We start from the raw sequence: 25902 nt of genomic DNA on the forward strand, positions 1-25902 counted from the left end.
CCCGTCAGGCCGCGAGCATGAGCAGCTGCGCGATCGTGAGCGCGGCGAGGATCGCACCGAGGGCCGCGACCGGGACCCAGCGGCGCGCGCGCCGCAGCCGGGTGCCGGCGGCGGCGACGCCCTTGGGCGGCGGGACCGGCTCGGGCGCGGTGTCGGCGGGGAGCAGGCGTCCGTCGCGCCAGCGGTCCCACTGGCCGATCTTTCCCTCGAGCGCGTCGACGACGGAGACGAGCCACTCCCACGTGGCCGGGTCGAGCGTCACGAGCGGGCGACGGCTGTAGAGCAGCAGCCAGTCGTCGACGATCTCGACATCCAGCAGCGCGACCCGGTCGATGAAACGCGCCATGATGTCGGGCGGAAACAGGTAGCGGGCGTCCGCCTCGTAGCCGGCCGGGCAGTAGAGCGTGAAGTGACGGTCGAAGTCACCCTCGAGCGAGACGCGCTGACTGCGGGCGAGCGCCACCGGCAGCGTCGAGGAGAACAGCGAGTCGTTGCCCTTGGCGTCCAGGACGATGTGCGGGAGCGGGGCGGAGAGGCGGACGGCGACGTACCCCCAGCGGTGCGTTCGGGGATGACGGGTCGATCCGGTCGTGTAGCTGTGGTTCGCGAACGTCGCGGGGTGGGTGCCCGGTCGGTCCACCAGGTCGGTCGAGGTGTGGCTGCGGCCGACGGCGAAGAGCAGGCCGGGCAGTTGCGGTCTCGGGTCCTCGTAGCGCCAGGTCATGCCGTTGGCGCGGGCGAATCGTTCCAACCGCCACCAGCGTTCCCCGGTCTGTCTCCGTCGCCGGGACACGGCGATGACGGCGACCAGGAAGACGGCCCAGCCGCCGATCATGAGAGGGACGTACGCCGGTGCCCCGGCCGCGATCAGGATCGCGATGATTCCCCCGGCACCGCCGACGAGGATCAGCAGCAGCACCCCCCAGAGGATCGCGAACAGGGCGACCCCGAGGCATCCGAGCCCTCGGCCGTAACGGGCGACGCCCGGAGGCAGCAGCCGGTCGCGTTCGAGCTGGCGCACGCCGGCGCGTATCGTCTCGCGGTCGGCGGGCTCCAACAGGGCCCGGGTGTCGAGCCGGACGGCGTCAGCGCGGCCTGCGTGCATGTGTGCCAGCGTAGGCGCCGCCGTGCTCCCTTGCCCCGCTTCTCCCTCGGCGCCAGTGGGCGCCACACGTGGAGGCGGGATCGGGTAGAGTGTTGTGGTTGTCTGTCTGCGCCGCACCCGCGGCTGCCGGGCAGACACGTGCATCAACCCTCCTGCTGCCGGGAAATGCCCGACAGCCGTTCAGTCCGAAGGAGGTGGGTTAGTGACGCACACGCACCAGTACGAGCTCATGGTCATCATCGACCCCGCGATCGACGAGCGTCAGGTCGCCCCGAACCTCGACAAGTTCCTGAAGGTCATCACCGCTGATGGTGGCTCGATCGACAACGTCGACGTGTGGGGCAAGCGCCGTCTCGCGTACGAGATCCAGAAGAAGAACGAGGGCATCTACGCCGTCGTCAACTTCACCGCGACCAGCGAGGCCACGCAGGAGCTCGACCGTCAGCTGAAGCTGAGCGAGATCATCATGCGGACCAAGGTGCTCCGCGCCGAGGAGGCCATCGCTCTGGTGGCCGCCGAGGCCAAGCGCGCCGAGGAGAAGGCCGCCCGCAAGGCTGCCGCTCCCGCCAAGGCTGCGAAGGCGTAACGGGACATGGCCGGCGAGACGATCATCACCGTCGTGGGCAACCTCACGGCGGACCCCGAGCTGCGTTACACGCAGAACGGGCTCCCCGTCGCGAACTTCACGATCGCATCGACGCCGCGCAACTTCGACCGTGCCTCCGGTGAGTGGAAGGACGGCGAAGCGCTGTTCCTCCGCGCGTCGGTCTGGCGCGAGTTCGCCGAGCACGTGGCGGGCTCGCTGACCAAGGGCAGCCGGGTCATCGCGACCGGGCGTCTGAAGCAGCGCTCCTACCAGGACCGCGAGGGCAACCAACCGCACCGCGATCGAGCTCGAGATCGACGAGATCGGGCCGAGCCTGCGCTACGCCACGGCACAGATCACCCGTGCCGCCGGTGGCGGCGGGGGCGGTCAGTCCCGCGGTGGCGGCCAGGTGTCGCAGGCACCGGCTGACGAGCCGTGGGCGACCCCCGGTTCGTCGAACGGCGCCGACGCGTGGGGCGCTCCCGGCGCCTACGGCGACGACACCCCGTTCTGATCTCACAACGAACATCCCGGATGCGGCGGGCAGCCGCATCCGTCTGACAACTCTGAAGGACACACCATGGCTGGAAAGTCGAGCGGCGATCGCCGCAAGCCGCGGAAGGGCGCGAAGAACGCCGCTCCCGCGAAGGCGATCCGCGTCGGCGTCATCGACTACAAGGATGTCGCCACGCTTCGCAAGTTCATCTCGGAGCGCGGCAAGATCCGCGCCCGTCGCATCACCGGCGTCTCGGTGCAGGAGCAGCGTCTGATCGCGAAGGCGATCAAGAACGCGCGCGAGATGGCGCTCCTGCCCTACGCGGGTGCGGGCCGGTAAGGGGCACCGACATGGCAAAGCTGATTCTCACGAACGAGGTCACCGGGCTCGGAAGCGCCGGTGACGTGGTCGAGGTCAAGAACGGGTACGCCCGCAACTACCTCATCCCGCAGGGCTTCGCGGTCGCATGGACCCGGGGCGGCGAGAAGCAGGTCGCGTCGATCCGCGCGGCCCGTCAGGCGCGCGCGATCCACGACCACGAAGAGGCCGTGGCGCTGAAGGACGCCCTCGAGACCAACAAGGTCAAGCTGACCGTCAAGGCCGGCGCCGAGGGGCGTCTGTTCGGCGCGGTCAAGACCGGCGACGTGGCCGACGCGGTCAAGGCCGCCGGCCTCGGCGACCTCGACAAGCGCAAGATCCAGATCCCGTCTGCGATCAAGGCCGTCGGCGAGCACGAGGCGACTGTTCGCCTGCGTGACGACCTCACCGCGGTGATCACCCTGCAGGTGGTCGCGGCCAAGTAATGCCCGTGCCCACACCCGGGCACGTTTTCGCGGATGGCGCGGAGCCGAACACGGCTCCGCGCCATCCGTCCTTCTGCGCGGGTCAGCCCTTCGCCGACGTGCGGCCGCGCCGCGTCACGAGAAGCAGAGCGAGTCCTGCGCCGAGAAGGGCGAACGCCCAGAGCGCTCCCGGCAGCGCGTCCGTGCCACCGGTCTGAGCGAGGGCGCCGACCGAGAGCGCGGCGGGCGTGCCCAGCCCGCCGGTCACCAGGCTCGCCGGGACGTTCGACGTGCCCGGGTCGGCCGGGGTGCCGGGGTTACCGGGCGTGCCGGGGTTACCGGGCGTGCCGGGGTCTCCCGGGTTTCCCGGGTTGCCGGGCGTGCCGGGGTTCCCCGGGGTGCCGGGAGTCGTCGGCGTGCCGGTGGTAGGGCTCGTCGTCGTGCTGTCGCCGATGACCGAGACGGCGTTGCCGCCCAGCGTGATCGGCGCCGACAGAGGCAGGCCCAGCTGTGTGCCGCCGAGGATCCCGTCATCGCCCGAGGTGACGGCCGGCGAGGCGCCGGAGCCCGGGGTGCCGGTGGCGGTGGTGGCGTCCGTGCTCGTGCTGTCGCCGAGGGCGGAGATGGCGTTGCCGCCGACGGTGACGGGCGCGGTGACCGGGACGATCGCCTGGGTGCCGCCGAGGATGCTGTCGTCTCCTGCGGTGGTGGCGTTGCCGGTCGTGCCGGTCGTGCCGGTGGCGGTGGTGGCGTCCGTGCTCGTGCTGTCGCCGAGGGCGGAGATGGCGTTGCCGCCGACGGTGACGGGCGCGGTGACCGGGACGATCGCCTGGGTGCCGCCGAGGATGCTGTCGTCTCCTGCGGTGGTGGCGTTGCCGGTCGTGCCGGTCGTGCCGGTGGCGGTGGTGGCGTCCGTGCTCGTGCTGTCGCCGAGGGCGGAGATGGCGTTGCCGCCGACGGTGACAGGCGCGGCGATGGGTGCGAGCACCTGGGTTCCGCTGAGGACCCCGTCCTCACCCGAGGTCGAGGGCGCGGCGCTCGCGCCGGCGCTCGGGGAGCCCGTGGCGGGAGCGGTCGCGGTCGACGCGTCGGTGGACGTGCTGTCGCCGAGCACCGAGATGGCGTTGCCTCCGACGGTCACCGGGACGGTCGCGTCGACGATCGCCTGGGTTCCGCCCAGGATCGCGTCGTCGCCGCTCGTGGCAGGTGAGCCGACTTCAACGGCGGGGGCCGCCTCCGGCGCGGTGGCGGCATCGGTGGACGAGCTGTCGCCGACGACCGATACACCGTTCCCGGCGACCGTGACGGGGATCGACACGGTGACGAGGGCCTGTGTGCCCGATCCGGCGCCGTCGTCTCCGCCTGTGCTGGCGGCGGGGGCCTCTGCCGGCGCCGGGACCAGCGTGGACGCATCCTCGGTGGCACTGTCGCCCACGAGTGAGATGGCGTTGCCGCCGACGGTCACGGGGACGTGGATACCGATGATGCCCTGGGTGCCGGAGAGCAGCCCATCGTCCCCGGTGGTCTCGGCCGCGTTGGCCACGGTGGCACCGAGGACGACGATGCCGCCCCCGATGAGCGCACCCCAGAGGGCGCGCGAAACGAACGTTTTCATGATTTCTCCCTGAATGAGTAGGTGATGTGCGCGCGAGCGCGCGTGATCCTCTGCCACGGCAAGGCGTGGCCCATCACCGATCAGTCGGGGGAGGTGTCCGTCTCGAAGACAGGACTGGAAGGAAGGTCGTCGTCCGCCTGCGGACGCGGCACGGCGTAGTCCTCACGGGGAACGGCGAAGTTCGGCACGACGGTCGCGGCCGCGCCGACGGCGCCACCGCTCTGGCCGGCGCTCGAGCTCGAGCCGGATCCGGGTGTTGCGGGAGGAGACCCGGGCACGTCCCCCGTGGGCTCGTCCGTGACGAGCGGCTGCGGAGGCGAGACGAGGAACGCGGCACCCGCCGGCGGAAGCGCCGTCGCAGTGTGCCGGAGGGGGACGCCCGCCGGGACCGAGGGCACCGCCGAGGACGCAGGGAGCGTCGCATTGCCCGCGGGGGCGAGGTCGAGCTCGGACGTCTCCGCCGCCTCGGGCGAGACGGGGTCGGTGTCGCTGCCTGGTTCCGTGACGGGCGGCGCGGGCGCGCCCGCCACGACCGTCTGGACCGTGCCATCGACGACCTGAGTCGTCCCCGTCACCGTGTCGACGGTGCCGGCGAGGATCTCCTCCACCGGCAGCTGCTCCACGACGTGACCGACGACCGGCACCTTCTCGGTCACGGTGGACACGACATCCTGCACGGTGTCGGTGACGGGAGCGACGACGCTCGTCACGGGCGAGGATGTCGCGACATCGGCGACGACGCCCGTGACCGTGTCGACGGTCGAATCGACCGTGTCGGCCAGCGGCGCCGTGAGGGGAGGAGCGACGGGCGCGACCACTTGGGTGACGGCGCCCACCACCGTGTCGGTGAGTCCGAGGACACCGCCGTGCGGCGTGTCGTCGTCGGCGTGAGCCGCAACCGGGCGCCAGCAGGAACGCGAGGATCAGCCACCCGAAGGCCACGCCTGCCGCTACGAGGAGAAGGCGCAGGAGGTACCGGGGTGCGGGTGTCGTCACCTCGTCCACGGTCTCACCTCCATCTCGGCGGAACGCCAGGGAGCGCTCTGGGCAGCACCATCAGGCTAGAAAATGCGGGTCCCGCAGGGGAAGGGGCTTGTGAAATCGCTGACGTCGTGATCCAACCGAGTTGTGCACACCCAGCTGTGGGCAGTTGTCAAGTCTCAACTCCTACTTCAACCACAGCACTTCCCACAGGGTGTGATCGGTTAAATCCCAGATCAAGTCGCATAAAAAAGTCTGGGAGGCGGCTATGGCCGCCACTTTCCACAGGAGTTGTGCACAAGCTCGGCGGCGTGTTCCGCAATTTGTCCACACAGTTATCCACAGGGTCATTTTGTCGAGGGACGGGTCGCGCCTAGCGTGGGGGCAACCTCGCAGGGACACGGTGTCCGACGCGATGTCCGGGGCTCGTGATCCCATGATGTCGTCGGCCGTGCCGGCGAGGTGACGGTGTTTCCGCGTGCCGTGAGGTTCCGGCAATGTGCCCGCGCGACGTGGGAAGAGGGAGGACGATCGGATCGTGTCGATTGCGGACATCTCGCAGGACCGTCTGGGTGCACCCCGAGAGCACGAGCGCACGCCTCCTCACGATGTGCTGGCCGAGCAGTCGACCCTGGGCGGCATGCTGCTGTCCAAGGATGCGGTGGCGGACGTCATCGAGTCGATCCGCGGCACGGACTTCTACATCCCGAAGCACGAGGTGATCTTCGAGGCCATCCTCACCCTCTACTCCCACGGTGAGCCGACGGATGTGATCGCGGTCACCGACGAGCTCATCAAGACGGGTGACCTCCAGCGAGCCGGCGGGGCCGACTACCTGCACACGTTGACCTCGATCGTTCCCACCGCGGCGAACGCGGGCTACTACGCGAGCATCGTGTCGGAGCGGGCGCTGCTGCGGCGGCTCGTGGAAGCCGGCACGCGCATCGTGCAGATGGGCTACTCGGGTCAGGGCGAGGCGGTCGATCTCGTCAACAACGCGCAGGCCGAGATCTACGGTGTGACGGGCGCCGAAACGGCCGAGGACTACGTGCCGCTGACGGTGGCGGTCGACGCCGCGGTCGAGGAGATCGAGGCGGCGCGGGGGCGCGACGGTCAGATGACCGGCATCCCGACCGGCTTCGAGGGCCTCGACCAGCTGACGAACGGTCTGCACGGCGGTCAGATGATCGTCGTGGCGGCGCGTCCCGCGATGGGAAAGTCGACGCTCGCGCTCGACTTCGCGCGCGCGTCGGCGATCAAGCACAACTTCCCGACGATCTTCTTCTCGCTCGAGATGGGGCGCAGCGAGATCGCGATGCGCCTGATGAGCGCCGAGGCGGCGATCCCGCTTCAGGCGATGCGCAAGGGCACGCTCGACCAGCGCGACTGGACGACGATCGCCGCGACGCGCGGCCGCATCAACGACGCTCCCCTCTATATCGACGACAGCCCGAACATGACGCTCGTCGAGATCCGGGCCAAGTGCCGACGCCTCAAGCAGCGTGTGGGGCTGCGTATGGTCGTGATCGACTACCTCCAGCTCATGACGAGCGGCAAGCGTGTCGAGTCGCGTCAGCAGGAGGTCAGTGAGTTCTCGCGTGCGCTGAAGCTGCTCGCGAAGGAGCTGCAGGTCCCCGTGATCGCGCTGTCACAGCTGAACCGTGGTCCCGAGCAGCGGCAGGACAAGAAACCCGCGATCAGCGACCTGCGTGAGTCCGGCTCGATCGAGCAGGACGCGGACATGGTCATCCTGCTGCACCGCGAGTCCGCCTACGACAAGGAGAGCCCGCGAGCGGGTGAGGCCGACCTGATCGTGGCCAAGCACCGTAACGGCCCGACCGACACCGTGACGGTCGCCTTCCAGGGCCATTTCTCGCGCTTCACCGACATGGCCGCGGGGATGCAGTAGGTCGTTGTAGGTTTTGTAGGGATTCTTCTGAAATGTCCATTTCGCAGGTGAGATGTCCACGCGGTGTCCAAATGGACACTTCGGCGGTTGAGATCGGTCGCTCGCTGACGACGCTGACAAGTTCAACCGCTACGTCGGTCACGGCATGTACGAGGAGGTCAAGGCAGACAACACGGACTTCTAGCAGGGCGCCGTCGGTCGATCTTGGCGGCCGCGTCGAGGGCGAATCGACGCCCCGCGGGACAGCCGTGCACTCGGTGAGTTCGAGAAGGCTGGCGTCCCCGAGCATCGGACGGCGATGTCGGACCCCCTTCGTACACTCGATAGAAAAGCCCGACCGAAAGCGGAGTACGCCCCGATGGCTCACCTGAAGCAGCAGTTCAAGGATGCGTTGAGTTCCATCGAGCCTGGCGACGACAAAGCCAATGCACCGGAGGCGCATCGGTTAGTCCGCGAAGCTCTCCTGGCTGACGTCAAGCTCTCCGAGTACGGAGTGAACCCGGTGTTAATCGGTTCCTACAAGCGAAGCACGTCGATCAAACGGGTGAAGGACGTTGACGTGTTCGTCCGTCTCCCCGATCTGCCTAGCGACGTCACCTCGAAGGAGATCCTCGACCGGTTCTTCACCGTTCTCCATGCCGAGTTCGGGCGTGATGACGACGGCCGTCAGCGGACCAAGCGACAGGATCGAAGTCTGCAGGTCTCGTTCCCCGACTACGACCTCTACGTCGATGCCGTTCCCGCGCGTCCGTATTGGGATGGCGAGACGTGGGAGATCCCGCAGAAGGGCGACGACAACCAGTGGGTGCGCACCAACCCCGAATCGCTGACATCGCTGTCGACGGCGATGAACACCGCGCACGACGGCTTTTACGTCCCGACGGTGAAGCTGCTTCGCCAGACGAGGCGCGCGCTCCTCGGCAGGAAGAAGCCGGGGGGTTTCTTCTTCGAGGTCGCGACCTACCAGGCCTTCGCCTCGGGTCTGGTGACGGGCAGTGATCACGCGGAGTATTACGTGTCGGCGCTCGAGGAGGTGAGAAAGATTGTCGAGAACTTCGTCACATACGGCATCGCGATTAGCGACCCCACACTCCCCGGGCACACCATCCGCATCCGCGCGACCGAAGACGAACTGGAGGCAGCTCGGAGTCGCTTCATCGCCGCCGCCGCCGACGCACAGGACGCGCTCCAGGAGGAGGACGAGGGCAAAGCTGCCCTCGCGTTCCAGAAGCTGCTCGGCAAGAACGGCGACGACGACACCGTCTTTCCGATGCCGCCAGGCTTTAACGACGACGGGTCGAAACGGGAGTTCGCTATCTCCGCTGGTGAACGGACCGTGCCGGCGGGAAGCAGGACCTTCGGTTGACGATCGCCGAGTACGACGAGTACGTCGCCTACTCCCGTCAGCACTTCGAAGAAGGCTTGATTCGCGGGGGCTTCGTCGAAGGCGAAACCGGGTGGCGAGGCACGATCGCACATCCGGACGGGTCGACAGAGGTCGTGATCTCGTTTCGCGCCCGTTTTCCGTTCCACCCGCCACGCGTCGTTCCCGTCGACCCAGACAGCGTCGCCTGGTCGTGGCATCGAGAGCTGGACGGCGCGCTCTGTTTGGTCGCGGAAGACGACCACGACGACCTGTGGTGGACAGAAGCGTCGGCCTTCCTGGAGCACGTGACCGCGTGGTTCGAGCAGGCGGATGCCGGGTGGCCCAATGATCGGCCCGATCTGGATCTCGAGCGATACTTCCGCGCATCTGAAGACGGGCGCCTTTATCTCTACGACGACCTCGCCGGGTACCCGAACGGCTTCGTGCGATTCCGCCCCAGTAGCAATAACACGATGCGGATCGGAAGCGGCACCCGCCCGCCGAAGGCCTCCAGGCACAGTAAGGACCGTTTTGGCTATGTCGCCGATCTCGGCGACATAGACGTTCCACCGAGATCCTGGCAGGACGTGGCGGTTCGCATCGCCCCCGACGTGGACCTCGACCGGCGGATCCGAAACCACCTCGTCGACATCGTGGTGCTCATCTACCGTCGCGGCATCCATGACGGTGCGATCGTCCTCGAAGTATGGCCGACGAAGGATGGGGGCACTGCCGTCCGGCGCCTCCGCGCAGCAGCCGACACCACCGCGGCGAAGACGGCCCGCGCAGGTGCAGCTGCGCCTCTGCTCCACGAAGCTCGGATCGCGATCGTCGGTGTCGGCGCGCTTGGCTCCTTCACAGCCGATCTGCTCGTGCGCGCCGGCGTGCGCCACTTGACGCTTGTTGACGACGACATCGTCATGCCTGGCAACGTCATCCGCCACCTCGTCGGGCCGGAGATGGTCGGGTTGTCGAAAGTCACCGCGGTCAGACGACATCTCATCGTCCGGCATGAGATCGCCGCAGACGGCATTGAAGAGCTCGACGATGCTGTCTCGTCCGGTGACGTCGCCATGGAGCTTCTGACGAGTCACGATCTCGTCGTGGATACCAGCGCCGACTTCGCCACGACCGCGCTCCTGCATATCGCGGCCAGGTCCGCGCGGAAACGGATCATCTCTGCCTCGATTCAGAACGACGGCGCCACCTACCGCGTCGACGTACTCCCGCCACTCGAGGGCGCCGACCCGCTTCCGAGCTCGAGCGTCGACGTCGTCCAGCGGCCGGCCGCAGCGTTCGAAGTCGGATGCGGCAGCCCGATCTCGCCAACACCACCCCACGTCGCGGTCGAGGCGGCATCTGCGACCGTCCGTCACGTCATCGGTCTCCTCACCGAAAGTCCCGTCCACTCCTCAGGGGAAGTACGAAACCTCGTCGACCTAGCAAGGACTGCCCAATGACTCGATCCGCTCCGAGCGTCAACGTGCGTGCTGACGCGCACGAGACGATCGCATCCGAGACCGCGAAACGGCTACCCCTTGAAACCGGCGGCATCCTCCTCGGGTACCGCGAGATGGGCAACGTCGTGGTCACTCACGCTCTCGTGGTTGATGGCGGTGGCGCGACAAAGGACCGTTACGTCCGCGACGACGTTGGGGCGAATGAACGGCTCGCAGAGTTCCTCTCGGATAGAGCAGAGGACGACCCGATCGGCTACGTCGGAGAGTGGCACAGCCATCCCGCACTGTCGGGCCCGAGCACAATCGACCGCAACGCAATGCGCGCCGCCGCCAAAGCCGCTGACGGACCCGTCGCGCTCCTCGTGTTCACGCCCGGCGACACTGGCGCGTACTTCGGCCTGATCGCACAACGTCAGCGACTCGGCCGAGTCGTCACGCGAGACGCGCATGTGACCATCCCCCCGCCACGATTCAGTCAGCTAGGCCCGCTTCCCGATGGCGCAGTACGCAGTGATGGGCCCGTGTTCATCTCCTACCGCCAGTCCGACGGGACCCCGCAAGCGGAGTCGTTGGAGAACTTGCTCAGAGCGGCGGGTCTCGTCGTGTGGAGAGACCGCGTCGACCTGAGACCAGGGACGACTACCGACCGGCTCGAGCAGGCGCTCACCGAGGGGCTTTCGGCAGGAGTGCTCGTCGTGACTCCCGACATCGTCGACAGCGAGATCGTCCGCGAACGCGAACTCCCCCGGCTGCTCATGCTCGACGAGTACGCCGCGTTCAGCCTGTGCATCGCCAACAAGATCGCACGACCGGGAAGCGAATCAAAATGCGACTACGACGCCCCCGACCGACTGCTGCGACTCGCACCGGCACGAACGCTCGCCGACAAGAAGCAGGCCAACGTGCTCGATCCCGCAGGTGAGCTCGAAATCGTTCGCGATCTCCTGATGCACCGTATCGAACGACGCCGACCTGAGATCCGCGCTGCGGACCGGGACTTCACCATTCGCGTTCAAAGCCGCCCTGCCCCGTTCGCCGTAGATGCCGACGACGACGACCTTCACATTCGGATCAAGGAGGCCAACGAAGGACGGCTCCCGGCGCACGACGGCCTCGAACTGCTTTCGCGGACGCTCCCGCTCACGGGCGACGCCGTGTTCGCAGCGGGCGCGAAGCGCGTGCAGATCTCCGGCGGCGCACACCTCTCGATCGGACTCGCGCTCGGAGCCGCATTGCCTGAAACCAAAGTCGGCAACGTCGCGGTACTCGATGTGCAGAACAACGCATGGGAGTCCTCACCCGCGAGCAACGATCCGGGTGTCACCGAACTCAACGTGGAGGCGCTCCCCATCGAGGTCGCTCAGCCAAGCAACGCGGCGAACAGAGTCGCAGTCTTCGTAACGCTCACCTCAGACCCAGACCTCACCGCGTTCGAGCGCCTCGTGCGCGAGTCCGCCGATGGGTTCGCCAGCGTACAGATCGTCTCCGTCACGAACTCCAATCGGATCGATCCGCAGGAAGCGGGCCGCCTCAGCCAAGCCGTGGCCCAGCACATCAAGCGTGTGTCCGCAGATCACGGGCGAGCCGAAGTGCATCTCGCCTTCCACGGGCCCTTCCCCATGGCCGTGCTTGTCGGGCGGTACCTGAACACACTCCGCACCATCGCCTACGAATGGGACGGCGACACGATCAGCGGCCCCCGCTACCGGCCAGCGATCACCCTCGAGCCCGGTGTCGCTGGCGGTCCGATCACCTCAGTACTCCTCTGACGTCGAAACTGAGCAGACTCGCGCGCGACCTCCGCTCCCGAGCCGTTCCGCAACTTCGGACAGTGACGTGCTCGGCCCCGCCGCGCGAGCCACCGGTAGAGCAGATCGAGCTGCTTGTTGCCCTCGAGAGTAATTCTGCCGGGATCGGGGATCGCATCAACGTTAATCTTCGAAGACTATTGCGCCAAAAGTGCAAGCAATTTTCAACAAACATGCAAGCAGATTTCGGTTTCAGATCACGGCGACGTTCTCGCTGGACCTGAACCACCGGCAGCGGGTCGTCTCGTGGTCCGACCTCTCTCATGTGGGCGGGGCTTCACGGTTAGGGCGCGCGCGGCACGTCGACGCATGTAGAACGTTATGTCTGATCCCGCGGCTGGTGGTTCTTGACGCAGGGGAGTCCGCGGAGCCACTCGTCGATGACGGAGAGACGGATGGGAGTGAAGTCGTGGGCATCGACGCCGACGTGGAACTCGTGGCCGCGCGGCCCGTGATCGCGTGAGTGCGTGTGGCCGTGTAGTAGTGGCACTCCGTCATTCGCTCGTGGTCGGTGCGTCGTGTGCCGGTCGGTCCCATGCGAGTCACCGCTGTAGGGGTAGTGGGATGCCAGCACTCGACGGCCGCGAGTTCGATGCTTGGCTCAATCGCGAGAGCGAGGCTCGGACTCGGCGCGACGAAGCGGAGGATCAGGCGGCATACGATCGCCGCGCACAGCAAACCGCGGATGGCATCCTGTGGGTCCTGCGCGAAGTAGTCGCGCCCATCGCTCAGGAGTACTGGGATGCGCGTGGCAAGGAGGACGTGCAGCGCTTCGGCCGATGGGTGGCCAGCCGGGTTGGGCGAGGTTCGCGCAAGACGGCCGCCGAACCGACCACGACCGGAGAAGTCGCTTTCCCGGTTGCCGCTGCCGATGTATCCGCGACCACCATCGACACGCCTGTCGGTGTCATCGATCTTGACGATTACCGCGCCCGCCGCTCGGCCTCGAGCGACAGCACGACGGGTGGCGAGGACGCTACGACTGCATAGCCGGTGCATTGCCCGCGTTTATTTGGCCCGCTTGCCGAGGGCCCTTGGACACTTCCGCCAGTGCGGCCTGCTCGCATAAACGGTGTCGTCGAGTGCGGACTGCTAAGCATGAACCGTGTCTGAGACTTTGTATCCCGCATACAGGAGCTACGTCAGGAGCCGCGTCGAAGTCAACGACGCCATGACGGCTCTCCTGGCGGGAGCGCGCTTGGCCGCTCATACTCTCCAATTGACGGCTGGTTCGTCCCACACGTTGAAGGACGTATTCCCAGCGGTCGAGCACATCTCTCGCTTCAACTTGCGTAGTGATGACGCTAGGTCGTTCCTGCTCGACGCGGATCACCACCTCGCGTCTGTCGCGATTCCGTACGCACTTGCAACTCACGAGGACTACGTCACAGGCGCGCTTCAGCTACTCAAGTCCAATGGCCGCTCGCTGACGACTCATGGGAAGCAGATTCGCGCGTGGAACATGCACACCATCCTGTTCGAGACATGCGGAGCAGCTGAGCCTGCGGAGTGGATGCAGTCCTTTCATGTGCTGAGAGAACTTCGTAACTGCATAACGCATGCTGGAGGCGAAGCCAGCTCTGATCTCACCGATCTCATTGCGGCCATGGGGGCGAACGCTCGGGCAGGATGGGCAGGGATCAACCTTGGGGCCAGCCCGGAATCGATCGTGCAGGGTGGTTCGGTCGTCTTGAGTGCTGAACTGATTTTCACCGCGTTTGCAGTCACGAAGCGGTTGGGGCGCGCGATCAACGAGACTCTGTCCGACAGCTTGACGGATGCAGAGTGGGCGAAGGTGGTAGTGACCGACTTTGCGGATCAAACACGTAAGCCCAAGAACTCCTCGGGCTGGCGACGCTCACTGCTCGGCTACAGCCGGCAGAATTACGCACGTTTGGCAATCACGGAAGCGTCGCTCGAGGTGGCATCTCGCGAGCTTGGCATGTGGAGTCGGGCTCGCTGGATGGACTAGAAACGTAGGGGCTCTGTCCTATTGAGCTACGCCAGCTGGGCTGGGCCGGGACTCGAACCCGGGTCGACCTAGTTCTGTGGGGATCGCTGGTCTTGAAGCAGCGGAGTCTATCTCCGACCCCCGTGTATGCAGACTAGCAGGTAGGCGCACCCGTTCGTTCAGATGTCGTGGCTTGCCCGGCTAAATCCGACGCCGACCGGTCGACTTGATGCCCGGCGGACATTTCAAGGCACGCGACCTGGACCCGGGGGTGGACATTTCGCCTCTGTCAACGGCTTTATGGTGTGGGCGGCTGGACATCTCTTAGCGGTTCCTACAGTCGTGTAAATTCCGGCTGATTATGTCCAATTCCCAGCCAACTTGTCCAGAGATGACGTCTTTGACATGTCTGCCGCGTAGCGCACCCCGCGCAGGCCTTGGCTCACCTACTGGAACGATGCGGCGTTCTCGGCGGCCCACTGGGCGAAGGAGATCGGTTCTCGACCGATGACCTGTTGTACCCCATCTGTCACTGTGGCGACCCGACCCTCACGCACGGCGCGCCAGATGTCGATAAGAGCGTCGACGTAGGGGCCTTCTCCGGCCCATCCGACCGCGCGGGCGTACGCCTGTTCGTCGGAAATCTCCTCGAAGCCGATTGACCTGCCGATCCTCCGCGCGATGATGGCCGCCATATCCCTGTACGACAGCGCTTCGGGGCCCGTAATCACAAGCGCCTGGTCGCGAGGCTCGCGTGTGAGAAGAGTCGTTATTGCGACGGCAGCGATGTCGTTGGGGTGTATGAAGGCGATCTTGCCTTCACCAGTTGACGATCGCAGGATTCCCTCGTTGCGGATCGAGTACGACCAACTCAATGCGTTGGACATGAATCCGGCAGCCCGAATGAACGTGAATGGGACTCCGCTCGCCCGGACAGCCGCCTCTCCTGCCGCGTGCCAGGGCCCCGTGCCTACTCCGGTGAGGACGTCCAGCGTGGAGAGCTTGACGATGTGCTGGACGCCGGCCGTAAGCGCTGCGTCGGAAACAGCTCGATCCTGGACTCCGAGGTTCGGCCCATCCGTCAGTAGAAAGATTCCGTCTACGCCGTCGAGCGCTGCGGCAAGCGAGCTGTCCGGCGTTTCGAGATCCCCTGTGTGCATGTCGACGCGATCACCGAAGAGGTCTCGTGCTCTGCTGGGGTCGCGAGCGAAGATCGCAGGGCGCGAGCCGGCATCAATGAGACCGTGTGCTACCCGGGAGCCGATGTTGCCCGTGGCGCCGAAGACGAGGTTCCTCACGCGAGGTTGCTCCACCGGCGGATTACTTCGAGTGCCACCCGCTTCTGGCCTTCGACCGTGAGATGCAGTCCGTCCCCGATCAGTACTTCCGAGTCAGGGGCTGTCCCCAGCAAGTCAGCCGCGTCAACGACGGGCTCGCCGCTCTCCCGAATGATCGTTGCGACCCTTGCCAGGTCCTCGTTTCGATAGCGCACCCCAAATCTCGCAAGGCCCCAGTGATTAGCCACTTTCGCTTCATCGATAGCCGGCGGAGTGACCCAGATGGTTGCAGCAGAAGTCTCGCTGGATATACGGTGTCGCAGTTCAGCGATGTTCCGCTCGGTCTCCTCATGGTGGACTAGCGTCTTGGTCGGGCTCGGACCCTGAGTGCGGGCGTCGTTGGTGCCGAAGAGGAAGATCACCCAGTCGGGTTGCGCGTCGATTGCTCCCGAGATGCGCACGAGTCCCTGGGTCGTGGTCTCTCCCGCAACCGCGTTGATGGTCAGGGCGATGTCGTCGCTACCGCGACGCTTCGCCAACACCTCCCTCAGGATCACCGCCCACGACTGCGGGTCGGAGGTCAAGCTGTCCCCAAACGCCACGACTTTCGCGCCCTGCTCGAGGGGAAGGCGGTCGACCATGGCAGCAACGGCAGGATCGGCCAGCAGCTCCGCCGCCGCATCTGAGGCCTCCTCGCGCATGCGACCGAGTTCGGTCGCATAGACCTCTTCGGAGAGGCCGAGGAGAGAGGCATGGGCACTCTGATCCATCGCGGCACCCCCGGGAAGAGAGGCAAGGGTCCGCTCGGGTTGAATGACCTTCAACATCCAGCGGACTTGTTCGTTCGTCATGGGTGGCTCGTGTCCTCGATCTGCTCGGTGATGTTGTCTTCATCCTCTGGTCGGGTAACGGACACCGTCCAAGACCGATGAGGTGCTGAGCGATACCGCGGGGGTATTTATGCAGGTCAGAAGGGATACGCTGGCACGGTGGAGACCCGTGAGTTGAGGTACTTCGTTGCCGTCGCCGAGGAACTGCACTTCGGGCGGGCGGCGCAGCGACTGATGATCGCGCAGCCACCGCTGTCGCGTGCGATCCAGCAACTCGAACGACGACTGGGGGTCGTTCTGCTGCACCGCACTGCCCGTGCCGTCTCATTGACCGCCGCAGGAACGGTGCTGCTTCGCGAGGCCCGTCTCGCGCTCGACGCGGTCGAAGCCGCCGAGGTCCGTACTCGCCGGGCTGCGAGTGATCGACCCGCGCTCGTGTTGGCGGCTAAAGCGGGGGCATCCAGCGAACTGCTCACAAGCCTGCTCGATGCTTACGCCGCGATGCCCGGGGCTGCCGCGATCGAGGTGACGCTAGTAGGGCCGGGGCAGCCGGAAGCGCTGCTGCGCACCGGACGTGCGGACGTTGCCCTGCTGCACCGGCCATACGACGAAACGGCCGGATTCGACACCGAAGACTTGCATACCGAGGAACAAGTACTGATCCTTCCCGCTGGCCACCGGTTCGCCCGCCAGCCTCACATCTCGATGGCGGACGTCGACTCACTAAAGGAACTGCCGCTACCGCGCTGGCCAGAACCCGACGGCAGTTACCAAGACGGTCCTGGACCACAAGTGCGCGACCACACACAACTACTCCAACTGATCGCGCTCGGGCGGGCCTGCGCTGTCGCACCCGAGTCAATCCGGGCGCAGCTTCACGACGGCCACGCAGCCGTTCCCGTCTCGGACGCGCCGCCGGTCACGACCGTCGTAGCGTGGCCCCCGCACAGCACGTCTCGCGCCCTTGCCGGATTCATTCGTGCCGCGACACAACTCCGGCCCGCCGCCGCGGCGGCCGGCTGATGCGCCAGGTTGGACACTTCTCGCCGGAACCCGAGCCGCAACCCAGAGACATTTACCCCGGGAAACGACCTGATATGTGACATCTGCCCGCGGCACTTACACGAAGTTGTAAATTCCCACGCAAGATGTCAATTTCTCGTCCTAAATGTCTCGGGGCGTCCAGCGGCACCGAACCGATCGATTTTGCCCTTTAACGGTTGCTCGTCTTTTGCAGGTAGACCAGCTCGACTCCTGGGTGGAGGGTTACCTGGCGAGCGCGGGAGTACCCCTCTCGCTCGTATAGGCGGATGTTGGCTTGGCTCAGGTGTCCGGTGAACAGCTCGAAGTGTTGCGCGCCGCTCGTGCGTTCCGCCTCGCGGAGGAGAGTTGTTCCAATGCCACGACCTTGCAGGTCGGGAGCAACGACAAGACGGCCGATGTGTGCGGTGTCACCGTCGACCGTCCAGCGAACCGCGCCAATCAGTCGGCCGTCATCACGGATGCCCAGACCAGGAGCAGCAAGCTCACGGCGCAGTTCGTCGAGTGTCTGCGTGAGCGCGGGCAAGAAGGGGTCGCGGTAGATCTGCGCCTCCGAGGCGTAAGCCGCCCGCTGCAAGGTCAGGAGTTCTCCCGCATCGGACACGGAAAGCGGACGCGCGATGAAAGGGGTGGTCTGGGACATGTGCGGCCTCTCGTGGGTGGGGCTGCGCGTCAGTTGTCCCGGAATGTCCCGGCTGTCGAGCAGCCGGGAACGAAGTACGTCGAAGGCCGCTATCGCGGCCACCAGGTTGAAGTCATTCGACGCATGGGCAGAAGGCTATCGGCGCGGCACGCCGGCGTCGACTATCGGTCCGAAACCGATCGGTCTGCACTCAAGTCCTCGAGCACTGTTACGTGTGCCCCGATTGGGACATGTCTCCTCGGAATCGCGCGCCGATCGTGGACATTTAGGGGCGCCCAACCCGCCTATCCGGGACACCTTCGGCTGGAATCTACATCGTTGTAGGTTTTTTCGAAGTTGTCTATTTCGCAGATGAAATGTCCACTACGTGTCCATATGGACATTTCGGGTCGCCAAGCGGACCCTCATCCGACCGCGATATGTTTGTCTTGAGGGAGCAGACGGCTATCCGTGCTCGTTTGCGACGCGGATGTGCTCGAACTCCGCGCCAGTGGCCGTCAGCGGGCGACTTCTACGGGTATGTCTCCAGCTCCAGAACCGTTGAAAGTGGCTCGGCGGAGGTCACTTCTTTGTCGGATTCTGTGGTGCCTGTTGACACGCCGGAGCGAACCGAAGACGCGAGCGCCCGACCTCGAATGAGGGAGGGCGCTCGCCGCCGGTCAGCGCCCTCCGCGAGCTCGACGCTCGACGTCGGCCTCGCTCGGCGGTGGCGGCCGGTCTTGCGGTCGTAGGTTCTCTCGCACCCGCGGTGTGGCTGTCCCTCTGGAGGCTGGGCACGGCACTCGCGCTAGCACGGCCGCACGGAGCCGGCGAGAGTCCCACGATGCGAGTGGTCGGGCCGTTCCCGCCGTTCGCCTGCCAGCGCGAGTGCTCTCGCTCAGCTGCTCTCGGCGACGACGATCTTGCCCGTCGCGTGCCCGGTCTCGACCAGAGCATGCGCTTCGCGAAGGCTCGTCGCATTCAGGGGGGCGAGGGTCTGAGTGAGTGTGGTGCGGATGCGTCCGGCGTCGATCAGCTCGGCGACGCGGTTCAGGAGGTGGTGCTGGGCTTCGAGGTCCCAGCCGTGGCGAGGGCGGGCGAACATGAACTCCCAGTGCCAGGAGATGGCCTTGTCCTTGAGTGCATAGAAGTCGAGGTCACGCTCGTCATCGATGGCAACGATCTGCCCAAAGGGGCGGAGGACGTTCGTGAACAGAGGGATACGCCCCTTGCTTTGCGAGGTGAACGCGAAGTCCACTCCGCCCGGCGCGATCTTCAGGATGCTGCGGGCAAGGTCCGGGTCCGTGTGGTCGACGACGACGTCGGCGCCGAGATGTTCCGCCCACGCGCGCGACTCTGCCCGGGATGCTGTCGCAATCACCTTGACGCCGGTGAGAGCCTTGGCGAGCTGGATGAGGATCGATCCGACGCCACCCGCTGCGCCGAGGACAAGGAGAGTGCCCGTGGTGTCGGCGGTCAGGCGGAGCTTGTCGAACAGTGCTTCCCACGCGGTGATAGCGGTCAACGGTAGGGCCGCCGTCTCTGCATGGGTGAGGGTCGCGGGCTTGGCGCCGACGATACGTTCGTCGACGAGTTGCTGTGAGGCGTAGCTGCCAGACCGCTCGAGGCTGCCGGCGTAGTAGACCTCGTCGCCCGGGCGGAAGAGAGTCGCTTCATCGCCTGCCGCGAGGACGATGCCGGAAGCATCCCAGCCGAGTACCCGGTCCTTGCCGGCACGATTGCCAGACGCGCGCACCTTCACATCCACTGGGTTCACCGACACCGCTCGTACCTCAACGAGCAGATCCCTTCCGCCGGGTGCGGGCGGGGAAGGGATCTTGGCATCTATGAGACTGTCGGGAGCATCCACGGGGCCGCCTGCCCGGTTGATGACTGCGGGGATCGACTGAGCATTCTCCGCCATGAGTTTTCGTCTCCGTTCCGTGGTGGCTCAGCGAGCGCGGGCACATTGAAGGTGACGGTATCGATTGGGATGCGGTTACCCGCAAGGGGGGTTAGTTACCCGGAGGAAAGGCGTGGGGGAAGTCAGCGGCCTGCTGCGCGGTCATCAGGAGCTGTAGCTGCGTCGGTCCCAGCCTGGGCCTTGGCGAGCTGGTAGTTGCACTCTGCCCACTCCCGTAGCGCGAAAACAGGTCGGATCGCGCTGCGCCCTGCGTCCGTGAGCGTGTACTCCACGTGCAAAGGCACAGCCGGGATCACTTCGCGATGGACGAGCCCGAAACCCTCCAAACGGCGCAACGTCGCGGTGAGGACCTTCGGTGAGACGCCTTCAAGACGTCGCTGCAGTGCTCCAAACCGCACGGGACCGTCCTCGAGCGCGCCGATCGCAAGAGCCGACCACTTGTTCGCGACCACGTCAAGCAGGTCCCGGCACGGGCAGTCCGCCGAGTACACATCGCCGCGTGTTTCGGTCATCTCTGCCAGCCGCAGCCCGTCATGCAGGGACATGAATCTCCTTGGAGATCGCAGGAATCACACGTGAATTCCCTTGAGGAAGTAACAGCCCTTGCGGGTAAGTATGTTCGCAAACCTACCTTCTGATCAGCACCGGCGCACTCCGCGCCGGTGCTTTCCCACCTCATCAACAGGAGCGCATTTCCCTCATGGCAACACCGATCATCTCGCCGGTCTCTCTCACGCGGGCGCAAGCTCATGCAGCTCTCGACGCCGGGTTTGCGAAGGCCGCGGAACTCGGCATCCCGTTCACCATCGCCGTCGTGGACGGTGGAGGCAATCTCGTCGCTCAGGTCAAGGACGACGGGGCCGCTCTCGCGTCCATCGGCACCAGCTACGCCAAGGCGATCACCGCCGCCCATTTCGCGCAGCCCACTCGGGATCTCCAAGCCGCAGTCAGCCCAGGTGGGCCGCTGTTCGCGCTCGGCACCCGTTACGCGGACTATGCGTTCGTCGCTGGAGGGGTGCCGATCACCAACGCGGACGGTACCGTCATCGGCGCCATCGGCGCCGGCGGCGCCTCACCTGAGCAGGATCACGAGGTTGCGGCTGCTGCGCGCGCCGCTGCCGAGTGACCTTCAGCACCCTGATGGCTTGGCGCCGGGTGCAACATCACCCGGCGCCAAGCCGCCCCTCTCCCTTCAACACCCTGCGCGTAGCCGCGCGCGCCTCCGAGCCAACCCAGAAAGGACTCCTGAACATGGTCACTCTCATCTCCCGAACCCAGCCCGACATCGCCACCGTCCTCACCCGCGAGCGGTTCACGTTCGACACGTTCACGAAGGCCGATGCCCGCACACATCGGCCGTCTTGTCGTTGCTCCCGACCTGCAAGGTCGTGGCATTGGAACAACTCTCCTCCGCGAGGCGGAACGCACGAGCGGCGCGCAACACTTCGAGCTGTTCACCGGACACCTGAGCCAAGCCAACATCCGCCTATACGAGCGAGAGGGGTACTCCCGCGCTCGCCAGGTAACCCTCCACCCAGGAGTCGAGCTGGTCTACCTGCAAAAGACGAGCAGCCGCCAGAGGACGCAAGAGCGATCCGTCCGCACCCGAGCTCCACAGGCGGCGGCTACGCGGTGCCCCGGTTGAGACATCTCTCGCCGGAATCGGGGCGGAGATCCTGGCACACCTACCCCATTAGACCCGGCCCAATCCGGACATCTGTCGGCGGAATCCACAGAACTTGTCCGGAGATGACACTTTTGACATGTCTGCCACGTGCGCGACCAGCGCAGCACTCCACCACAGACGAGGCGCCTTGACGTAGTCAGGACCGCAATCGCTTCGAGAAGGCGCCGCCGACCGAATACGACAGACGCGGTTAGGAGCGCCGTAAGGAGGGGTCTGACGTCGACTTCGTCAGGGAGCTGAGGGCAGTCATCGCGGAGGTCTCGATCGTCGCGATGTCATCAAGCAGCTGACTCGCTTCGGTCAGATTGTCCGGGCTGCCCGTCACTCCCGCCTTCTCGATGAGGTCGGCGACGCTCGTCCAGAGCAGTGCGGACTCGGCGAAGAGATCTCGTCCCTGCTCCACGAGGTCGGTCCCCGGTACACCTTCGAGAAGTCCCCGGCACTCCGTCAGGAAGTCTCGATACAGGTTGCGAAACAGTGCGCCTCCGGTGCCCCCGCGTTCCATCAGCATGGCGATGACGGCGAGGTCGCGCTCGGGGTCCTCGACTCGATCAAACCACGTCCGCACCCGCTCAGCGGCTGTGCTGATTCCTCGACTGCCGAGGTTGGCGATCGGCGGCGCGAGGAAGTCCTGGGCGCACGACGTTATCGCGGGAACGATCGCCGAGACGACCTGCCCGTCATCCGGGTTCGATGCCGTCACCTTCACGGTGAATGACCGGTGGCGGGCTGACATCGGGCCGCGTGCCGCTCGTGCTCTCGCCAGGCTCTCCAAGCTGGTGGACACCGCTCCGCCCTGCTGTGCGGTGTCGACGAGATATGCCCGCTCGGCGTCGTAGCCGTACATGGCGACGATGTGACCGGCGAAGTGCACGCGCGATCCGAAGTACTCCAGGTCATGGCTGTCGAGCTGCAGCCCTACCGGGATCCCATCGTCGATGGAGGATCGGACCCGATCCCAGGCCTTTCGTGGTGAGGTGGTCTCCTGCACGCGCAGTTCGAGCCCCAGCCTTTGGGCCAGGTTCTGGGTGAGGTGGAAGGGCTTCACCCTTCCGCCGAGGAAGGGCAGCCCCTGCTGCTTCGAGTCCCAGTAGATGAAGGACAGCCCGCTCCCCAGCCCGAAGAGCATCGGTTCAGAAAGGTCGAGTCCGGTCGAGCTCAGGAGCACGCCGAGCGCGGTCGTCTCGCAGTGCGCGCCGCCGGCCGTGGAGACGCTGTCGATGGTCGTCTTGTGGGGCCCCACAGGCCTGGGCTCATCACTCATCGGATACCTGGACTCGTCCGGCGAGCCACGACCTTTCCGCCTCCAGGAGGCTGAGGGAGTAGGAGAAGACCTCCCGCGCGGGGCGCGGGAGGGGGGCTTGCGACCGCTCGGCTTCCTTGACCGATGCGATCCTGGCCTCGAGCTGAGCCAGCCTGCTGCGAAGTGCCTCGTCGTAGGCGTGCTCCGTCACCAGCGTCAGGTTGGCCAGTCCGACCAGGACCGGATGCGGCACCGCCTGAAGATCAGCGATGACCGCAACTGCTTCATCTGCTGCGATCTGACGCCCCTCCGTCGTGGCGTGGAACACCCGCCGAGACTTCCCGCCAGAACGGCCCTCGGCAGCCTCGATGAAGTGGCGCTGCTCCAGCTTGCCGAGCACGTAGTAGATCGATGAGAAGCCGATATCTGTCCACTGCCGTATGCCCCGTTCCTTGATCACCTGTTCCAGGTCGTAACCGTGCCGTGGTTGCTCAACGATCAAACCCAGCACAGTCAGTTCAGCAGGAGTCAACACCAGGGTATTCTAGCGCCAGAATAGTCTGGTGGCGGTGACGCTCCCAGCGCCGAGTCCGAACGAGTGAAGGTGAGCCTCACGCTTCGCGCCTCTTCGAGCATCCCGCGACCGATTGAACAGTCATAGGGGACATTTCTCACCGGAACCGATCTGTGTCCATATCGACTTTCCGCCGGACCCGCACCAGCGGCAGCCGCGCGTCTCTTGGTCCGTCCTCCTCGCGTGAGCCCGCCGAAGAGCGCTTCAGAGCGACGGTGGGCTTGGCACATCGCCGCATGTGGAACGTCGTGTCCGAACCCCGCGGCTGTTTCCGTCGTGACGTCGGTGAAGAACGCGGCTACGCCAGGCCCGCTTGGATGGCGCGGATGTTGGTCGCGAGAATGCCTCGACTGAGGAGCCCGGGTCCGAGCGGGCCGGCCGTGTCTTCGCCGAGGAGTGGCAGCTGTCGCAACGCTGCCTTGGCTTCCGGGCTCAGCTGTCGAAGCTGCCAATGGATCTCGTTGCGGATCGCGTCGACCTGGTCGGGTCTGGACAGTCCCGCAGCCTCGGCCGCATACGCGGCGGCCCCGAGTGCATGGGCGCCCATGTGGGCCACGCCGGCGGCCTGCGCCGCTGCGCGCGCGGCCGCGATGGCCGCCGGGGTCGTGACGACCTGTGCCGCGCGTCCCGCAACGAAACGGCGGCGGATCTCGCCAGCGGCATCCAGTTCTCCCCGCGCGAAGGCGCGGGTGCGAGCGATCGCGTCTCGCGGCCGCGGATCGGTCGGCGACTCCGCCTCGAAGATCGCGAGGACTCGTTCGGCGCAGTCCGCTGCCCACCCCGCCACGGCCCGCCGGTCGCTCGCGCTCAGTGCCTGCGGTGACCCCGTCACGACGTGCCGGAACGACGTGAGGCGCGAGCTCGCGCTGCTTCGTGCGCGTCGTGCAACAGCGAGATGACTTTCTCCGACGTCGACTCTGCCGGGTTCACCACCGACACCCATCCGGCCCCACCGTATAGCGGGTGCCAAACGAACACGTCGGGATCAGCAGCGCTCGCCTCGTCATCCACGATCTGTGGTGCGCGGTCGCCGCCGACGTGGATGTTGACGCGAAACCGGCCAGGCTCGTCGAGTCTCGATTCCGGGTCGTCGGGATAGTTCTTCGTCACGATCCGAGCAGCGATCCCCACGAGCGTGCGGTCCGCCGGTTTCGCGCTAAGGCGTGCGTTCGACACGCACGCCTTAACCGTGAACGTTCGCGTCGCCATCGACCGCGACGTGCGTGAGAGGCGCTCTCGGGAAAATCTGCTGTGTCAACGTGACGGCCCCGTCATCCACGAACACCTCGACGGAGGTCGCGTCGATCACGAAGAGCACGTCCGTTAGACCGTTCTGCCCGCGCGGCAGTGGCGCGTCGTACTGTCTTGCGAAGCCCGCACGGAAGTCGCCGCCATGGGCGTCGGTTCGTACGATGCGGATCTGGCGTGCGCGGCCGTCGAAGGTGAAGGTAAGCGCCGCGGCATCCCCGTCGCCGATCTCGACGACGCTGTGTGACGTGGACTCAGTCGACACCCGAAGGCGGACGATGGTGAGACCGTCGATGTGTGATGGCAGGACGGGGCGCTGTCGAAGGACGTAGCTGCCCGGCGAACCTGACATCGAGAGCTCGCGCACCAGTGTCAGCGCCGAGCGCCAGGGAAAGGTTGGAGTGGCTTCGGCGTACTCCCAGTTGTTCATCCAGCCGAGCGTCAGGCGTCGATCCTCCGGAACGTTGCTGAACGATACGGCCGCGTAGTAGTCGGGGCCGTAGTCGAGCCAGTCGAATGTCTCGAGGCTGGCGCTGGTTGACAGTCGGTCCGGCACGAACGTGCGGCCGTCGAAGTCGCCGATGAAATACTGCGTGCCCGATCCCCCTGCGATCCCTCCGGGGTTGAGGCTCACGACGAGGACCCACTTGGTCTCCCGTGACCCGTCGACCACGAGCGGGAAGAGGTCGGGGCATTCCCACACTCCGCCGCATGCGTGGGCGGGACCGAAGTCGGATGCGAACTCCCAATGGATCAGGTCCGTTGACGTGTAGAGGACGACGCGGTGGTCGGTTGCCTCCACCGCCACCATGACCCATCGTCCGGCTTGGGTGTCGCCGTGCCAAAAGACCTTTGGGTCGCGGAAGGCGTCCGACCCGACGTCGAGCACCGGATTGTGCGGGTACTTCGTCCACCGCATCCCTCCATCGAGACTGTACGCAAGAGCCTGTGCCTGTCGTTCGCTCCGACCGACATCCCCTGAGCGCACGCTCGTGTAGATCGCGACGAGTGCAACTTGGCCCGCTCCGGCGAAGCCGGCCGTGTTGGCCTTGTCGACCACCACGCTGCCCGAGAAGATCTGCTCGTCCTCGGTGAAGAGGATCGCTGTTTCGTGCTCGGTCCAATCGGTCAGATTCGTCGAGGTCGCGTGGCCCCACGACATGTTGCCCCATGCGGTGCCGAGCGGGTTGTTCTGGTAGTACGCGTGGTACACCCCGTCGACGTAGACCAGTCCGTTCGGGTCGTTCAACCATGTGTCGTGGGCGGTGAGGTGTGCGACGGGCCGTGTTCGGACGGCGGGGATGGCGCACGGTCTGACGGCGTTCACGGTGATTCCATTCCTGTCGCGCGAGGCGACGGCATCCGAGGTGATGTCGTGTATGGCGGGGAGTGATGTC

Annotated in this window: 25 protein-coding genes and 1 pseudogene; 13 read left to right on the top strand and 13 right to left on the bottom strand. The window is 65.9% G+C overall.

Going from position 1 to position 25902, the window contains the following annotated elements:
* Window positions 1-4 precede the first annotated feature (4 nt).
* Window positions 5-1105 carry a hypothetical protein gene (locus QE381_RS10955; RefSeq protein WP_307218118.1) on the bottom strand — a complete coding sequence of 367 codons (1101 nt, stop codon included), beginning with the start codon at window positions 1103-1105 and terminating at the stop codon, window positions 5-7.
* Window positions 1106-1334: 229 nt separating this feature from the next.
* Here QE381_RS10955 and rpsF point away from each other — a divergent pair, with 229 nt between their 5' ends.
* The 4 genes and pseudogenes from rpsF to rplI all read left to right on the top strand — a co-directional run bounded on the left by rpsF (window position 1335) and on the right by rplI (window position 2990).
* Window positions 1335-1691 carry a 30S ribosomal protein S6 gene (gene rpsF / locus QE381_RS10960; protein ID WP_307220482.1) on the top strand — a complete coding sequence of 119 codons (357 nt, stop codon included), beginning with the start codon at window positions 1335-1337 and terminating at the stop codon, window positions 1689-1691.
* Between the two features lie 6 nt (window positions 1692-1697).
* A pseudogene (locus QE381_RS10965) lies at window positions 1698-2205 on the top strand (single-stranded DNA-binding protein).
* Between the two features lie 66 nt (window positions 2206-2271).
* A complete protein-coding gene (gene rpsR / locus QE381_RS10970) occupies window positions 2272-2526 on the top strand; it encodes a 30S ribosomal protein S18 (protein WP_133541417.1) in 255 nt (84 codons plus the stop codon).
* Between the two features lie 11 nt (window positions 2527-2537).
* On the top strand, window positions 2538-2990 hold the full coding sequence (gene rplI, locus QE381_RS10975) for a 50S ribosomal protein L9 (protein WP_307218121.1): 453 nt from the start codon (window positions 2538-2540) through the stop codon (window positions 2988-2990).
* Window positions 2991-3072: 82 nt separating this feature from the next.
* Here rplI and QE381_RS10980 read toward each other — a convergent pair whose 3' ends face one another.
* Entirely contained in the window at window positions 3073-4584 is a 1512-nt protein-coding gene (locus tag QE381_RS10980) for a chaplin family protein (protein ID WP_307218122.1), read from the bottom strand.
* A gap of 80 nt (window positions 4585-4664) precedes the next feature.
* Complete coding sequence (locus QE381_RS10985; protein ID WP_307218124.1) at window positions 4665-5420, bottom strand: hypothetical protein; 756 nt, start codon at window positions 5418-5420, stop codon at window positions 4665-4667.
* A 683-nt stretch (window positions 5421-6103) separates the two neighbouring features.
* Between QE381_RS10985 and dnaB the strand changes: the two genes are divergently transcribed.
* From dnaB to QE381_RS11015, 6 genes are all read left to right on the top strand, one after another.
* A complete protein-coding gene (dnaB, locus tag QE381_RS10990) occupies window positions 6104-7474 on the top strand; it encodes a replicative DNA helicase (RefSeq protein WP_307218126.1) in 1371 nt (456 codons plus the stop codon).
* Window positions 7475-7832: 358 nt separating this feature from the next.
* Window positions 7833-8840 (top strand): nucleotidyltransferase, encoded by a 1008-nt coding sequence (locus tag QE381_RS10995; RefSeq protein ID WP_307218128.1) that lies wholly within the window; start codon window positions 7833-7835, stop codon window positions 8838-8840.
* Window positions 8837-10300, top strand: coding sequence for a ThiF family adenylyltransferase (locus tag QE381_RS11000; protein WP_307218129.1), 1464 nt, complete (start codon window positions 8837-8839; stop codon window positions 10298-10300). Before QE381_RS10995 ends, QE381_RS11000 begins: the two co-directional genes overlap by 4 nt.
* Entirely contained in the window at window positions 10297-12069 is a 1773-nt protein-coding gene (locus tag QE381_RS11005; RefSeq protein ID WP_307218130.1) for an SAVED domain-containing protein, read from the top strand. The genes QE381_RS11000 and QE381_RS11005 overlap by 4 nt, the downstream gene beginning before the upstream one ends.
* Window positions 12070-12672: 603 nt before the next feature.
* Window positions 12673-13098 (top strand): hypothetical protein, encoded by a 426-nt coding sequence (locus QE381_RS11010; protein ID WP_307218132.1) that lies wholly within the window; start codon window positions 12673-12675, stop codon window positions 13096-13098.
* Between the two features lie 115 nt (window positions 13099-13213).
* On the top strand, window positions 13214-14080 hold the full coding sequence (locus QE381_RS11015; RefSeq protein WP_307218134.1) for a hypothetical protein: 867 nt from the start codon (window positions 13214-13216) through the stop codon (window positions 14078-14080).
* A gap of 425 nt (window positions 14081-14505) precedes the next feature.
* On the opposite strand, the gene QE381_RS11020 is transcribed toward QE381_RS11015, so the two are convergent.
* Both QE381_RS11020 and QE381_RS11025 read right to left on the bottom strand, forming a co-directional pair.
* A complete protein-coding gene (locus QE381_RS11020; RefSeq protein ID WP_307218136.1) occupies window positions 14506-15357 on the bottom strand; it encodes an NmrA family NAD(P)-binding protein in 852 nt (283 codons plus the stop codon).
* Window positions 15354-16187: a GDSL-type esterase/lipase family protein gene (locus tag QE381_RS11025; protein WP_307218138.1), complete on the bottom strand. Its 834-nt coding sequence runs from the start codon at window positions 16185-16187 to the stop codon at window positions 15354-15356. Before QE381_RS11025 ends, QE381_RS11020 begins: the two co-directional genes overlap by 4 nt.
* 138 nt (window positions 16188-16325) lie before the next feature.
* Here QE381_RS11025 and QE381_RS11030 point away from each other — a divergent pair, with 138 nt between their 5' ends.
* Window positions 16326-17189 carry a LysR family transcriptional regulator gene (locus tag QE381_RS11030; RefSeq protein WP_307218140.1) on the top strand — a complete coding sequence of 288 codons (864 nt, stop codon included), beginning with the start codon at window positions 16326-16328 and terminating at the stop codon, window positions 17187-17189.
* Between the two features lie 190 nt (window positions 17190-17379).
* Here the strand turns inward: QE381_RS11030 and QE381_RS11035 are convergent, their stop codons facing one another.
* From QE381_RS11035 to QE381_RS11045, 3 genes are all read right to left on the bottom strand, one after another.
* Window positions 17380-17850: a GNAT family N-acetyltransferase gene (locus QE381_RS11035; RefSeq protein WP_307218141.1), complete on the bottom strand. Its 471-nt coding sequence runs from the start codon at window positions 17848-17850 to the stop codon at window positions 17380-17382.
* Window positions 17851-18727: 877 nt separating this feature from the next.
* A complete protein-coding gene (locus tag QE381_RS11040) occupies window positions 18728-19753 on the bottom strand; it encodes a zinc-binding alcohol dehydrogenase family protein (protein ID WP_307218142.1) in 1026 nt (341 codons plus the stop codon).
* Window positions 19754-19875: 122 nt separating this feature from the next.
* The gene (locus QE381_RS11045) at window positions 19876-20298 is read right to left on the bottom strand and encodes a helix-turn-helix domain-containing protein (protein WP_307218144.1); all 423 of its coding nucleotides are present in this window, start codon (window positions 20296-20298) and stop codon (window positions 19876-19878) included.
* A 155-nt stretch (window positions 20299-20453) separates the two neighbouring features.
* Here QE381_RS11045 and QE381_RS11050 point away from each other — a divergent pair, with 155 nt between their 5' ends.
* Together QE381_RS11050 and QE381_RS11055 are read left to right on the top strand one after the other, a co-directional pair.
* Window positions 20454-20879, top strand: a complete 426-nt coding sequence (locus QE381_RS11050; protein WP_307218145.1) for a heme-binding protein — start codon at window positions 20454-20456, stop codon at window positions 20877-20879.
* 213 nt (window positions 20880-21092) lie between these two features.
* Complete coding sequence (locus QE381_RS11055; protein WP_307218147.1) at window positions 21093-21398, top strand: N-acetyltransferase; 306 nt, start codon at window positions 21093-21095, stop codon at window positions 21396-21398.
* Window positions 21399-21630: 232 nt separating this feature from the next.
* On the opposite strand, the gene QE381_RS11060 is transcribed toward QE381_RS11055, so the two are convergent.
* The 5 genes from QE381_RS11060 to QE381_RS11080 form a co-directional block, all read right to left on the bottom strand.
* The gene (locus QE381_RS11060; protein ID WP_307218149.1) at window positions 21631-22704 is read right to left on the bottom strand and encodes a BtrH N-terminal domain-containing protein; all 1074 of its coding nucleotides are present in this window, start codon (window positions 22702-22704) and stop codon (window positions 21631-21633) included.
* The gene (locus tag QE381_RS11065) at window positions 22697-23218 is read right to left on the bottom strand and encodes a PadR family transcriptional regulator (RefSeq protein ID WP_307218151.1); all 522 of its coding nucleotides are present in this window, start codon (window positions 23216-23218) and stop codon (window positions 22697-22699) included. Before QE381_RS11065 ends, QE381_RS11060 begins: the two co-directional genes overlap by 8 nt.
* A 337-nt stretch (window positions 23219-23555) precedes the next feature.
* Entirely contained in the window at window positions 23556-24089 is a 534-nt protein-coding gene (locus QE381_RS11070; RefSeq protein ID WP_307218153.1) for a putative immunity protein, read from the bottom strand.
* Window positions 24086-24433, bottom strand: a complete 348-nt coding sequence (locus QE381_RS11075; protein WP_307218155.1) for a DUF6194 family protein — start codon at window positions 24431-24433, stop codon at window positions 24086-24088. The genes QE381_RS11070 and QE381_RS11075 overlap by 4 nt, the downstream gene beginning before the upstream one ends.
* Window positions 24434-24440: 7 nt before the next feature.
* Entirely contained in the window at window positions 24441-25832 is a 1392-nt protein-coding gene (locus QE381_RS11080; protein WP_307218157.1) for a glycoside hydrolase family 32 protein, read from the bottom strand.
* Window positions 25833-25902: the final 70 nt, after the last annotated feature.

This window comes from Microbacterium sp. SORGH_AS_0888, assembly GCF_030818905.1.
Taxonomy (GTDB): Bacteria; Actinomycetota; Actinomycetes; order Actinomycetales; family Microbacteriaceae; genus Microbacterium.

Excerpts from the sequence above, each read along its gene's own strand:
- QE381_RS10955 (WP_307218118.1), bottom strand. The coding sequence starts at position 1,105 with ATGCACGCAGGCCGCGCTGACGCCGTCCGGCTCGACACCCGGGCCCTG.
- rpsF (WP_307220482.1), top strand. The coding sequence starts at position 1,335 with ATGGTCATCATCGACCCCGCGATCGACGAGCGTCAGGTCGCCCCGAAC.
- rpsR (WP_133541417.1), top strand. The coding sequence starts at position 2,272 with ATGGCTGGAAAGTCGAGCGGCGATCGCCGCAAGCCGCGGAAGGGCGCG.
- rplI (WP_307218121.1), top strand. The coding sequence starts at position 2,538 with ATGGCAAAGCTGATTCTCACGAACGAGGTCACCGGGCTCGGAAGCGCC.
- QE381_RS10980 (WP_307218122.1), bottom strand. The coding sequence starts at position 4,584 with ATGAAAACGTTCGTTTCGCGCGCCCTCTGGGGTGCGCTCATCGGGGGC.
- QE381_RS10995 (WP_307218128.1), top strand. The coding sequence starts at position 7,833 with ATGGCTCACCTGAAGCAGCAGTTCAAGGATGCGTTGAGTTCCATCGAG.
- QE381_RS11005 (WP_307218130.1), top strand. The coding sequence starts at position 10,297 with ATGACTCGATCCGCTCCGAGCGTCAACGTGCGTGCTGACGCGCACGAG.
- QE381_RS11010 (WP_307218132.1), top strand. The coding sequence starts at position 12,673 with ATGCCAGCACTCGACGGCCGCGAGTTCGATGCTTGGCTCAATCGCGAG.
- QE381_RS11025 (WP_307218138.1), bottom strand. The coding sequence starts at position 16,187 with ATGACGAACGAACAAGTCCGCTGGATGTTGAAGGTCATTCAACCCGAG.
- QE381_RS11035 (WP_307218141.1), bottom strand. The coding sequence starts at position 17,850 with ATGTCCCAGACCACCCCTTTCATCGCGCGTCCGCTTTCCGTGTCCGAT.
- QE381_RS11040 (WP_307218142.1), bottom strand. The coding sequence starts at position 19,753 with ATGGCGGAGAATGCTCAGTCGATCCCCGCAGTCATCAACCGGGCAGGC.
- QE381_RS11045 (WP_307218144.1), bottom strand. The coding sequence starts at position 20,298 with ATGTCCCTGCATGACGGGCTGCGGCTGGCAGAGATGACCGAAACACGC.
- QE381_RS11050 (WP_307218145.1), top strand. The coding sequence starts at position 20,454 with ATGGCAACACCGATCATCTCGCCGGTCTCTCTCACGCGGGCGCAAGCT.
- QE381_RS11055 (WP_307218147.1), top strand. The coding sequence starts at position 21,093 with ATGCCCGCACACATCGGCCGTCTTGTCGTTGCTCCCGACCTGCAAGGT.
- QE381_RS11060 (WP_307218149.1), bottom strand. The coding sequence starts at position 22,704 with ATGAGTGATGAGCCCAGGCCTGTGGGGCCCCACAAGACGACCATCGAC.